9 protein-coding genes are annotated in these 11661 nt (G+C 66.5%); 7 read left to right on the forward strand and 2 right to left on the reverse strand.

Annotation, left to right across the window (positions count from 1 at the left end; all coding sequences use genetic code 11):
* The first annotated feature begins 162 nt into the window (after window positions 1-162).
* Both JEY66_RS40860 and JEY66_RS40865 read left to right on the forward strand, forming a co-directional pair.
* Complete coding sequence (locus JEY66_RS40860) at window positions 163-1881, forward strand: N-acyl-D-amino-acid deacylase family protein (protein ID WP_018269481.1); 1719 nt, start codon at window positions 163-165, stop codon at window positions 1879-1881.
* A gap of 253 nt (window positions 1882-2134) precedes the next feature.
* A complete protein-coding gene (locus JEY66_RS40865; protein WP_018269480.1) occupies window positions 2135-3232 on the forward strand; it encodes an ISAs1 family transposase in 1098 nt (365 codons plus the stop codon).
* Window positions 3233-3271: 39 nt separating this feature from the next.
* On the opposite strand, the gene JEY66_RS40870 is transcribed toward JEY66_RS40865, so the two are convergent.
* A complete protein-coding gene (locus tag JEY66_RS40870) occupies window positions 3272-4588 on the reverse strand; it encodes an MFS transporter (RefSeq protein WP_016839781.1) in 1317 nt (438 codons plus the stop codon).
* Between the two features lie 223 nt (window positions 4589-4811).
* Between JEY66_RS40870 and JEY66_RS40875 the strand changes: the two genes are divergently transcribed.
* From JEY66_RS40875 to JEY66_RS40895, 5 genes are all read left to right on the forward strand, one after another.
* Window positions 4812-5573 (forward strand): class I SAM-dependent methyltransferase, encoded by a 762-nt coding sequence (locus JEY66_RS40875; protein ID WP_016839782.1) that lies wholly within the window; start codon window positions 4812-4814, stop codon window positions 5571-5573.
* A 36-nt stretch (window positions 5574-5609) separates the two neighbouring features.
* Window positions 5610-6263, forward strand: coding sequence for an ABC transporter ATP-binding protein (locus JEY66_RS40880; protein WP_016839783.1), 654 nt, complete (start codon window positions 5610-5612; stop codon window positions 6261-6263).
* A complete protein-coding gene (locus tag JEY66_RS40885) occupies window positions 6260-8719 on the forward strand; it encodes an ABC transporter permease (protein WP_018269479.1) in 2460 nt (819 codons plus the stop codon). Before JEY66_RS40880 ends, JEY66_RS40885 begins: the two co-directional genes overlap by 4 nt.
* On the forward strand, window positions 8709-9794 hold the full coding sequence (locus JEY66_RS40890; protein WP_018269478.1) for a lipocalin-like domain-containing protein: 1086 nt from the start codon (window positions 8709-8711) through the stop codon (window positions 9792-9794). Before JEY66_RS40885 ends, JEY66_RS40890 begins: the two co-directional genes overlap by 11 nt.
* A 95-nt stretch (window positions 9795-9889) precedes the next feature.
* Complete coding sequence (locus JEY66_RS40895) at window positions 9890-10282, forward strand: MAPEG family protein (protein WP_016839786.1); 393 nt, start codon at window positions 9890-9892, stop codon at window positions 10280-10282.
* A gap of 72 nt (window positions 10283-10354) precedes the next feature.
* Here the strand turns inward: JEY66_RS40895 and JEY66_RS40900 are convergent, their stop codons facing one another.
* Complete coding sequence (locus JEY66_RS40900; RefSeq protein ID WP_018269477.1) at window positions 10355-11545, reverse strand: ABC transporter substrate-binding protein; 1191 nt, start codon at window positions 11543-11545, stop codon at window positions 10355-10357.
* Window positions 11546-11661: the final 116 nt, after the last annotated feature.

Genomic DNA, 11661 nt, shown 5'->3' on the forward strand with positions numbered 1-11661 from the left:
CGGCGAGTTGCCCGGCGGAACAAATTTCCGCCGGGCGGCAACGCTCGATCCCAGCTGGCAAATCGTCGCCAGCGCATCCCAGAGCTTCATCGGCGCTGGTTGACAGCATCAGGGGCTGACCCATGATGCCGTCAACCAAAAACAGCCTCGGGATGAAATGCCATGACCTCGACCCCAGACCTCGTGATCCGCGGCGGCACGATCGCCGATGGCAAGGGCGGCGACCTCTATGAAGCCGATGTCGCGATCTCAGGCGGCAAGATCACCGAGGTCGGCAAGGTCTCGGCAAAAGGCACGGAAGAGATCGACGCCAAAGGCAAGCTCGTCGCGCCCGGCTTCGTCGACGTCCACACCCATTACGACGGCCAGGTGACCTGGAGCCAGGACATCACGCCGTCGTCGCAGAACGGCGTCACCACGGCGATCATGGGCAATTGCGGCGTCGGCTTCGCGCCGTGCCGGCCGAGCGACCACACCAGGCTGATCCAGCTGATGGAAGGCGTCGAGGACATTCCGGAGCCGGTGCTCTCCGCCGGCATTCCCTGGGCGTGGGAGAGCTTTCCCGACTACATGGAGTGGCTGTCGAAGCGCAGCTTCGACATGGACGTCGGCGCGCAGCTGCCGCATGCGGCGCTGCGGGTCTATGTCATGGGCGAGCGCGGCGCGCGCCGCGATCCGGCAACGCCTGACGACAACAAGGCGATGGCGGCGCTCGCCGGCGACGCCGTGCGTGCGGGCGCGCTCGGTTTCTCGACCTCGCGCACGCTCAATCACCGCACCTCGACCGGCGACTACACGCCGACGCTCAAAGCGGGCGAAGATGAACTGACCGCGATCGCCGGCGCGATGCACGGCGTCGGCCGCAGCGTGCTGCAATTCGTGCTCGACCAGAGCACCGTGCACGAAGACCTGCCGATGATGCTGCGGGTCGCCGAGAACACAAGATGCCCGATCTCGTTCTCGGTCGCCCAGGCTGACAAGGCGCCGCGGCGCTGGCGGCAGACCATGGACACCATCAATGAAGCCGCCGCCCGCGGCCTGTCGATCACGACCCAGATCGCGGCGCGGCCGGTCGGCCTGCTGCTCGGGCTCGAATTGTCGCGCAACCCGTTCCAGACCCATCCGAGCTATCGCGAGATCGCCAGGCTGCCGCTGGCCGAGCGGCTCGCGCAGCTGCGCCGGCCCGAGGTGCGCGCGGCGATCCTGAGCGAGAGCGCGACGGCAACCGACGATCCGCTGTTCTTCCGGCCGAATTACGACAAGATGTACCTCCTGGGTAATCCGCCGGACTACGAGCAGCCGCCGGAAAACGCGCTCGGCCCGCAGGCGCGCCGCCAGGGCCGGCAGCCGGAAGAGCTCGCCTATGATGCAATGCTGACTGACGAGGGCCGCGGCATGCTCTATGTGCCGTTCCTGAACTATGCCGACGGCAATCTCGACGCCGTGCATGAGATGCTGCGCGAGCCGAGTGCCGTGCCCGGCCTCTCCGACGGCGGCGCGCATTGCGGTATTATCTGCGATGCCAGCTTCCCGACCTATCTCTTGACGCACTGGACGCGCGACCGCAGCCGCGGCGAGAAGCTCTCGATCCCGTTCGTCGTCGCGGCGCAGTCGCGCAAGACCGCGCTGTCGGTCGGCCTGCATGATCGCGGCGTGATCGCTCCTGGCTTCAAGGCCGACGTCAACGTGATCGATTACGACCGGCTGCATTTGCACCCGCCGAAGGTGCATTACGACCTGCCGGTCGGCGGCCGCCGCCTCTTGCAACAGGTCGACGGCTATGACGCCACCATCGTGTCGGGCATCGTGACCCAGCGCGAGGGCAAGGCCACCGGCGCGCGCCCGGGCAGACTGGTGCGCGGCGCGCAGGGCTTGAACTGAGAGACACAGCGATCGGCGCGTAGCCCGGATGCAGCGAAGCGCAATCCCGGGCAGCTCTGTCCGCAGATGGGGCAGCCCCGGATTTCGCTGCGCTTCATCCGGGCTACAGAGAGCTCGACATTGATGCGAACTGCGGCCACCGCGTCACCCTCCCCTGGAGGGCAGGGGAATCGCATGTGGTGCGCATGCAAGTAGTTGCCAAATCGAAGGAAAGGGATTCTGAAGGCAGCTCCTGATCTGAAGGGAGCGGCCGATGCAACGATTTGCCGAGTGCTTTGAGGATTTGCCGGACCCGCGGGCCGACAACGCGCTGCATGACCTGACCGAGATCTTGTTCATCGCGCTGATGGCGACGCTGTGTGGGGCGACGAGTTGCACGGATATGGCGCTGTTTGCCCGGATGAAGGCCTACCTTTGGCAGGATGTTCTGGTGCTCAGGAACGGCCTGCCGAGCCACGACACGTTCAGTCGGGTGTTCCGGATGCTCGACCCGAAGGCGTTTGAGGTCGCGTTCCGGCGTTTTATGAAGGATTTTGCGCAAGGCGCGAAGATCAAGCGGCCGCGCGGTGTGATCGCGCTCGACGGCAAAGCGTTGCGACGCGGCTACGAACGCGGCAGGAGCCACATGCCGCCGGTGATGGTGACCGCCTGGGCGGCGCAGACGCGCATGGCGCTTGCCAATGTGCTGGCGCCGAACAACAACGAAGTCGATGGCGCCCTGCAGTTGCTTGAGCTCCTGCAGCTCAAGGGCTGCGTAGTCACGGCCGATGCCCTGCATTGCCACCGCGCGATGGCCAAAGCGATCGTGGCACGGGGCGGTGACTACGTGCTGGCGGTGAAGGCGAACCAGCCCGCTCTGTTGGAGGATGCCAAAGCCGCAATCTGCGCCGTCAAACGCAAGGGCAAGACTTCGCTCACTACCACCGATGCGGACCATGGACGCACCGACAAGCGTGTTGCTCTCGTTGCGCCGGCTCCCGGCATGGCCAAGAAGCACGACTTCCCGGGCCTCAAAGCCGTCGCCCGCATCACCAGCAAGCGTGGACAGGACGACACGGTCGAGCGCTACTTCCTGATGAGCCGCCCCTACAGCCGCAAAGACGTCCTGCGTATCGTCCGCGCTCATTGGGGCATCGAAAATAACCTGCACTGGCCGCTCGACGTCACCCTCGACGAGGACCTCGCCCGCAACCGCAAGGACAACGGGCCGGCCAACCTGGCCGTGCTCAGGCGCCTGGCCCTCAACGTCGCCCAAGCCCACCCGGACACGACAAGCTCCCTGCGCGGCAAGCTCAAACGCGCCGGATGGAACGATGCGTTCCTCTTCGAACTCCTCGGTCACATGCGATAGCCCTGCCCTCGAGGGGAGGGTGGAAGGTCACGCGCCCCCTTACGTCGGCGACATCGCGCCTTTGATCGTGCCTGCCGGCTGCGACGTGCCGGTCAGCCGCGCCCGCTCGGTATTCGGCCACAGCAGCAGCAATCCGAGCAGGCCGGAGCCGGCCATGATCGCGGCGTTGATGGTGAAGCCGGACATGTAGCCGGCCATCGGCGTGGCCGCGTGCTGGATCACATTGCCCATCACCATCGGCGCCAGAATGCCCGAGATCGTGTACAGCGCGCCGTAGATCGCGATGATCGCGCCGCGCTGCGACACCGGCGTGAACTCGCCGAGCATCGGCGGGCACACCACATAGATCGAGCCGCACAGGCCGGAGCCGATCACCAGCAGCGCGATCATGATCCCGCCGGGCGGCGCATAGGGCAGCATCGCGAGAATGGCGCCGCCGACGATCAGCGGCACCGATCCGAGCACGCCGCGCGCGCCGCGGGTGGTGAAGCCGCGCGTCAGCATCAGCTGCGAGATCCAGCCGGTCAGCAGCACGATCGTCGCGCCGAAGATCCAGGGCAGGATCGAGACGAAGCCGGCCTGGTGCTGCGAGAAGCCGAGCCCCTCGATGATGAAGGACGTGAACCAGGTCAGCCCGAGCGACAGCGCCCAATAGGCGCCGAAGGTTGCCACCACGCAGCCGATGAAGGTGCGCGAGGTCAAAAGCTTCAAATAAGGAATCCGCGGCTCGTCGGCCGTCACGGCAGACGTCGACACCAGCGGCCCTTCCTTGCCGAGCGCGAACCAGGCGACGGCCCAGATCAGGCCGACGATGCCGAGCGCGCCGAAGGCGTGGTGCCAGCTGTGATTGACGATGATCCAGTTCAGCGCGGGCACGGCGAGGATCACGCCGAACGCGGAGCCCTGCGACAGGATCGCGGTCGGCAGCGTGCGCTTCTCGTCCGGAAACCATTTGTAGATCGCGTGCGCGGCGACCGAGAAGGCCGGCCCCTCGCCCGCGCCGAGGATGATGCGGCAGATCACCAGCGTCGTGAAACTGACGGTGCCGACCATCGGAAATTGCGCCAGCGACCAGATCACCGCCAGGATCAGCAGCACCCAGCGGGTGGCGACGCGATTGACGATGAAGCCGACGACGATGGCCGAGATCGAGAACAGCAGGAAGAATGACGAGCCGAGATCGCCGAACTGCTCCTGGGTGAGGCCCATTTCCTTCTTGATCGGCACGCCGGCGAGCCCGACCACGATCTTGTCGGCAAAGTTCACCACCATGAACAGGAACAGAAGGAAGGTGATCTGCCAGGCGCCCTTCGGCGTCCCCTCTGACGTCCTCTTGGACGTCGCTTGCGTCGTCATGTCCGGCTCCCCGTCGTTTCGTTTTTGGCTTCGTAAATCGGCCCCGTCCGGCGATGCTAGCCACGCCTCGCCGTGCAACGCAACACCGCATTTCTTCGGGGAAGTACGACCCGGAGCGCTTCCAGCGGCCTGATCACGATCGCGTCGGTCGCGCCGGTGGAGCGGTGAACTGTCATGCCCCGGCTGCTATGTTCAGGGGCAACGAAAAGCCCGGGGTTATTTCATGAACAGATCGATCCTACGTGCGGCCGCCTGCATTGCATTCGTATCCGCCGCGCTGCTTGTCGTGCCTCAAGTTCGCGCGGAAGACGCTGCCAATCCCGACTACGCCGCGATCGTCGCTGCACCCGATCGCAGCGATGCGGATCGCCAGGTCGACCAGCGCCGGCAACCGGCCAAGATGCTCGCCTTTGCCGGCGTCAAGCCCGGCATGACGATCCTCGACATGGCGGCCAGCGCGGGCTACAGCACCGAACTGTTGGCGCGCACCGTCGCCCCGTCGGGCAAGGTCTACGCGCAGGATTCCGCGACCGTGCTCGAGCGTTTCGTCAAGGACAGGTTCGACACCCGCGCCAAGGCGCCGGCGATGAAGAATGTGGTCCATGTGGTGCGGGACTATGACGACCCGATCCCGCCCGAGGTCAAGGACCTCGACATGATCACCTTCTTCTTTTTCTATCACGACATCGCCTATCTGCCGGTCGACCGCGCCGCGATGAACAAGAAGATGTTCGCCGCGCTCAAGCCGGGTGGCTTCCTCGTGATCGCGGATCACTCGGCCAAGGCGGGCGAAGGCACCAGTGTCGCCAAGACGCTGCACCGGATCGAGGAGAGCACCTTGAAGCAGGAGATCGAGGCGGCCGGCTTCAAGCTGGTGGCCGAGGGCGATTTCCTGCATCATGCGGAGGACCCCAAGGACATTCCCGTCTTCAAGGCACCGGTGCCGATCGACGAGTTCGTCCTGAAATACCAGAAGCCGCAATGAGGCACGGCCATCGCTTCATCTGACCAGACCGCCGCGGTGCTTCGCGTCACCGGCCTGACCAAGAGTTACCGCTCTGCCGGCGAACACGTCGCCGTGCTGCGCGGCGTCGACCTTGCCGTTGCAACCGGCGAGAGCGTGGCGCTGACGGGGGAATCCGGCAGCGGCAAGAGCACGCTGCTGCATCTGATCGCGGGGCTCGATGCCGCCGATAGCGGCGAGATCGCCCTCGCCGACATCGTCGTCTCCCGCCTTAACGACGCCGGCCGCGCCGAATTGCGCCGCGACCGGCTCGGCCTCGTCTTCCAGCAGTTCAACCTGATCCCGAGCCTGACGGTCGCGGACAATCTCGTGTTTCAGTCGCGCATCGCCGGCCGGCATGACGCCGCCTGGCACGACGAACTGGTCGAGCGCCTCGGCCTGAAAAGCCTGCTCAGGCGCTATCCCGAGCAATTGTCCGGCGGTCAGCAGCAGCGCGTCGCGATCGGCCGTGCGCTGGCGCCAAAGCCGCTGTTGCTGCTCGCCGACGAGCCGACCGGCAATCTCGACGAGGACACCGCCGACGAGGTGCTGGCACTGGCGCGAGATCTCGTGACCCGCACCGGCTGCGGCTTCCTGATGGTCACGCACAGCGCGCGGCTCGCGGCGACGCTCGACCGCCAGGTCACCCTGCATGCCGGGATCGTCGCATGAGGCGCGCGCTGTGGATCCTCGCGGTGCTGCTCAGCCACTGGCGGCGGCATCCGATGCAGCTCGCGACGCTCTTGATCGGACTGATCTCGGCCACCGCGCTGTGGAGCGGCGTGCAGGCGCTGAACCAGCAGGCGCGCATCGCCTATGACCGCGCCGCCGCGACCTTCGGCGGATCGCGCACCGCGATGCTGGTCGCCAAGGACAGCGCGACCTTCCCGCAAACATTGTTCGTCGATCTGCGCCGTGCCGGCTGGCCGGTGTCGCCAATACTGGAGGGCCGGGTCCAGATCGACGGCCGCAGCTTCCGGCTGCTCGGCGTCGAGCCGGTGACGCTGCCGTCCGAGGTCGGCAACGCGCCGACGGTCGGACGCGGCAGCCTGCAAGCCTTCGTTACGCCGCCGGGCGAAATGCTGGTGGCGCTGGAAACGCTGCGCGATTTCGGCCTCAGGGAAGGCGAGCGGCCACAGGCCAACGGCACGAGCTTGCCGCCGCTGCGCGTGCAGGCCGAGCTCGCGCCCGGCGCACTGATCGTCGATATCGGCATCGCGCAGGACATCCTCAAAATGCCCGGCCAGGTCTCGCGGCTGCTGGTCGGCAAGTCCAAAGCGCCGCACGCAGCGCTGGAAAGCGTGGCGGGTGACAAGCTCCGCCTGGTCGAGCCGAGCGCCGAGAGCGAGCTCGAACGCCTCACCGACAGCTTCCATCTCAATCTCACCGCGTTCGGCCTGCTGTCGTTCTTCGTCGGCCTGTTCATCGTCAACTCCGCGATCGGCCTCGCCTTCGAGCAGCGGCTGCCGATGCTGCGCACGCTGCGCGCCTGCGGCGTCTCGGCGCGAATGCTCAACACCGTGCTGGTGATCGAGCTGGTGTCGCTGGCGCTGGTCGCCGGCCTCATCGGCCTCGTCTGCGGCTACTTCATCGCGGCTTCCTTGCTGCCGGATGTCGCGGCCTCGCTGCGCGGGCTCTATGGCGCGCAGATCCCCGGGCAGCTTTCGCTCAAACCCGTCTGGTGGTTCGCCGGCATCGCCATCAGCATCCTGGGCGCGCTCGCCGCGGCGGCCGCGAGCCTTGCCAAGGCGATCCGGATGCCGGTGCTGGCGACGGCGCAGCCGCAGGCCTGGCAGCAGGCGCAGCGCCGCTGGCTGATCATCCAGAGCGCGGCGGCACTTGCGGTGTTCGCGGTCGCCGCGGGCCTGATCTGGTTCGGCGATTCCCTGATCGCGGGCTTTGCCGTGCTCGCCGCGCTGATGCTCGGCGCGGCGCTGATTCTGCCGATGGTCCTGCAAATCGCGCTCGCGTTCGGCCAGCGCAGCGCGCGGGCGCCGGTCGGCATCTGGTTCTGGGCCGACAGCCGCCAGCAATTGTCGGGCCTGTCGCTGGCGCTGATGGCGCTGCTGCTTGCGCTCGCGGTCAATGTCGGCGTCGGCACCATGGTGGAAAGTTTTAACCGCACCTTCCTGGTCTGGCTCGACGGCCGGCTCGCCGCCGACGTCTACATCAGCGCCGCCAGCGATCAGCAGGCAAAGGAGATCAAGGCCTGGCTGCGCGACCGGCCCGAGATTCAGGCAATCCTGCCCGGCGGCCGCGCCGACACCCAGCTCGGCGGCGCGCCGATCGAGGTGCTCGGCCTGCCCGACCACGCCACCTATCGCGACAACTGGCCGTTGCTCGAAAGCGCCGCGAATGCGTGGGTTCGGCTGCGGCCCGGCGACGCCTGCCTCGTCAGCGAGCAGCTGTCGCGACGGATGAAGCTGGCGATCGGCGATCGTATCGAGGTGCCCGCCCCCGGTGGCAACTGGCCGCTCGAGATCGTCGGCATCTATGCCGATTACGGCAACCCCAAGGGCCAGATCGCGGTCAACTTCGCCGCGCTGACGCGGCGCTTCCCGCAGACGCCAATGACGCGGATGGGCGTCCGCGTAGCGCCCGACAAGATCGCACCGCTGGTCACTGCGCTGCAGGAGACATTCGGGCTCGATGATCGCAACATCGCCGACCAGGCGCGGATGAAAATGGAATCGAAGCGGGTGTTCAACCGCACCTTCTCGGTAACCGCGGCGCTCAACGCCTTCACGCTCGGCGTCGCCGGCATCGCGCTTTTGACCAGCCTGCTCACGCTGGCCAATTCGCGGCTGCCGCAGCTGGCGCCGCTCTGGGCGATCGGCCTGACGCGGCGGCGGCTCGCCGCGCTCGAGCTGTTGAAGACCATGGCGGTCGCGCTGATCACTGCGCTGTTCGCGCTGCCGCTCGGCCTTCTGGTGGCGTGGTGCCTGCTTGCGATCGTCAACGTCAAGGCGTTCGGCTGGCGGCTGCCGTTCCACGTCTTCCCGCTGCAGCTGCTCGAGCTGCTCGCGGTGGCGCTGGCCGCTGCATTCTGTGCCGCGGCGCTTCCGGTCGTGAGGCTGGCCCGCATGCAGCCGGCCAGCCTGATCAGGATCTTTGTCAATGAGCGCTAGCGGCACCATCACCCGTCGCGCCTTTGCCGGCGGTGCGCTGGGGCTGGCGCTCGGCGGCAAGACGTTCGCGCAGGGCTTTGCCGGGCTCGGCGAGACGGCGGAAGGATTTGCCGCCGTCTCGCCGGGCAAGCCGTTCACCTTCCCCGCGGACCATGGTCCGCATCCGGAATTCCGGATCGAGTGGTGGTACGTGACCGCCAACCTGTCCGACACGAGCGGCGCGGCCTATGGCGCGCAATGGACGCTGTTCCGCCAGGCGATGAAAGCGGGCGGACCGGCCGAGGGCTGGGCCAATCAGCAGCTCTGGATGGGCCACGCCGCCGTGACCAGCACCGGCACGCACCGCTTCAGCGAGACCTTTGCCCGCGGCGGCGTCGGGCAGGCCGCTGTGGAAGCCACGCCGTTCCGCGCCTGGATCGACGCCTGGGAGTTGCGCGGGCGCGATGCGTTCGATGCGCAGCGTGTCGCGCCGCTCGAGCTCAAGGCCTCCGCCGCCGACTTCAGCACCGCGCTGCGGCTCGAAGCCGACCGCGCGCTGGTGCTGCAGGGCGACCACGGCTACAGCCGCAAGTCGGATCGCGGACAGGCCTCCTATTACTACAGCCAGCCGTTCTACAAGGCGTCCGGCCGCATCGTGATCGACGACAGACCGGTCGACGTCACGGGCATGGCCTGGATGGATCGCGAATGGAGCAGCCAGCCATTGGCGGCCGACCAGACCGGCTGGGACTGGTTCTCGCTGCATCTGCCCGGCGACGAGAAGCTGATGCTGTACCGGCTGCGCCAGAAGGACGGCCGCGAAAACCTGTTCGGCAACTGGATCATGCCGGACGGCCGCTCGGCCGAGATCGCCGCCGACGGCAACAGCATCGCGCCGCTCGCAACCACCGAGATCGACGGCCGCAAGCTGCCGACGTCATGGCGCGTCAGCCTGCCCGCACGCGGCCTTGCCATCGAGACCACGCCGCTCAATCCGAAGGCCTGGATGGGAACCAGCTTCCCCTACTGGGAAGGCCCGATCCGCTTTGCAGGCAGCCACGCCGGAATCGGCTATCTTGAGATGACCGGATACTAGGTCGCCGACGGAAGATTGGCGCCGCTCCGCATGTCACACCGGGCTTCGCTGTCCCGTCATGACATCGGGGCCAATGGAAAGAGGACACGCCTGACATGTACCACTACACCGCCATCGTCACCTGCCTTGCGGTCGCGCTGCACTTCTTCTTCGCGCTACAAGTCGCACGCGCCCGCGCGGTCTACGGGGTCAAGCTGCCGGCGATCACGGGCAATCCGGATTTCGAGCGCATCTACCGCATCCAGATGAACACGCTGGAATGGATGCCGATTTTCCTGCCGTCGCTCTGGCTGTTCGCGATCTATGTCGGCGATGCCGCGGCCGCGGCGGTCGGCGCGATCTGGGTGATCGGCCGCATCGTCTATTTCATCGGCTATCGCGAAGCGGTGGCGAAGCGCAGCCCCGGCTTCGCCATCCAGGCGCTGGCCTGCGTCATCCTCTGGGTCGGCGCGATCGGCGGCGCGGTGTGGCGGCTGGTCCACGCGTAACGCCGCCACATATTCCGCCGTCGTCCCGGCGAAGGCCGGGACGACACCGATGTTTGTTTCACCAGCCCCGCCTCACTTGGTCAGCGGGCAGCCGCTTTCCTTGGCAGTGAAGAAGGCCTGGTCGCCGGGCACCACGGCGATCTGCTTGTAATAGTCCCACGGCTTCTTCGACTCCGAGGGCTTCTTGACCTCGAACAGATAGAGGTCGTGCACCATGCGGCCGTTCGCGAGCACCTTGCCCTTGGCGAAGGCGTCATCGACCGGCAGCTCCTTCAGCTTGGCGGCAACCGCCTCGCTGTCCTTGGTGCCGGCGGCCTTCACCGCCTTCAAATAGCTCAGCGTCGCCGAATAGGTGCCGGCATGGATCATGCTCGGCATCCGGCTGGTGCGCTTGAAGAAGCGCTCGCTGAAAGCGCGCGAGGCATCGTCGTGGTCCCAGTAGAAGCCCTCGGTGAGCACGAGACCCTGCGCCGCCTCGAGCCCGAGACCGTGCACCTCCGACAGCGTCATCAACAGGCCGGCAAGCTTCTGGCCGCCGCGCACGATGCCGAACTCGGCCGCTTGCTTGATCGAGTTGGTGGTGTCGAGTCCGGCGTTGGCAAGCCCGATGATCTTGGCCTTCGAGCTCTGCGCCTGCAGCAGGAAGGACGAGAAGTCCGACGAATTGAGCGGCACGCGGACCGAGCCGACCACCTTGCCCTTCTTCGACACGACGATGTCGCTGGTGTCCTTTTCCAGCGCGTAGCCGAAGGCGTAGTCGGCGGTCAGGAAGAACCAGGTGTCGCCACCCGCCTCCGTCAGCGCGCCGCCGGTCCCGACGGCGAGCGCGCGGGTGTCATAGGCCCAGTGGAAGCTGTAGGGCGTGCAGGCATCGCCCGTGATGCGCGAGGTCGCCGCGCCAACCACGATGTCGATCTTCTTCTTTTCCTTCGACAGCTCCTGCACCGCGAGCGCGACCGACGACGTCGTGAGCTCGGTGATCATGTCGACGTTCTCGACCTCGTACCAGCGCCGCGCGATCGCGGTCGCAAGGTCCGGCTTGTTCTGATGGTCGGCGGTAACGATCTCGATCTTCTGTCCCAGCACCTCGCCGCCGAAATCCTCGACCGCCATCCGCGCGGCTTCAAGCGAATATTTGCCGCCGTAGTCGGCATAGACGCCGGACTGATCGTTCAGGATGCCGATCTTGACGCCCTGGGCCATCGCCGGCGCCGCAAGCATCAGGCTGCAAGCCGCGACCGCGGCCAAAAATCCGGACTTCATTTCATGCTCTCCCAGCAGTTTCTATCAGGAAAATCGGCGCGACATTATTTTATAACCCCACGCCTGCCCATCGATTTCCGCTCAGCCAAAAGTATGGGCTGCGTCGACAGCACTTG

It is taken from the genome of Bradyrhizobium elkanii USDA 76 (genome assembly GCF_023278185.1).
Lineage (GTDB): Bacteria > Pseudomonadota > Alphaproteobacteria > Rhizobiales > Xanthobacteraceae > Bradyrhizobium > Bradyrhizobium elkanii.

What these genes read in the sequence shown, in the direction of transcription:
- JEY66_RS40885 (WP_018269479.1), top strand. Translation starts at nt 6,260, where the DNA reads ATGAGGCGCGCGCTGTGGATCCTCGCGGTGCTGCTCAGCCACTGGCGG.
- JEY66_RS40860 (WP_018269481.1), top strand. Translation starts at nt 163, where the DNA reads ATGACCTCGACCCCAGACCTCGTGATCCGCGGCGGCACGATCGCCGAT.
- JEY66_RS40870 (WP_016839781.1), bottom strand. Translation starts at nt 4,588, where the DNA reads ATGACGACGCAAGCGACGTCCAAGAGGACGTCAGAGGGGACGCCGAAG.
- JEY66_RS40865 (WP_018269480.1), top strand. Translation starts at nt 2,135, where the DNA reads ATGCAACGATTTGCCGAGTGCTTTGAGGATTTGCCGGACCCGCGGGCC.
- JEY66_RS40875 (WP_016839782.1), top strand. Translation starts at nt 4,812, where the DNA reads ATGAACAGATCGATCCTACGTGCGGCCGCCTGCATTGCATTCGTATCC.
- JEY66_RS40900 (WP_018269477.1), bottom strand. Translation starts at nt 11,545, where the DNA reads ATGAAGTCCGGATTTTTGGCCGCGGTCGCGGCTTGCAGCCTGATGCTT.
- JEY66_RS40895 (WP_016839786.1), top strand. Translation starts at nt 9,890, where the DNA reads ATGTACCACTACACCGCCATCGTCACCTGCCTTGCGGTCGCGCTGCAC.
- JEY66_RS40890 (WP_018269478.1), top strand. Translation starts at nt 8,709, where the DNA reads ATGAGCGCTAGCGGCACCATCACCCGTCGCGCCTTTGCCGGCGGTGCG.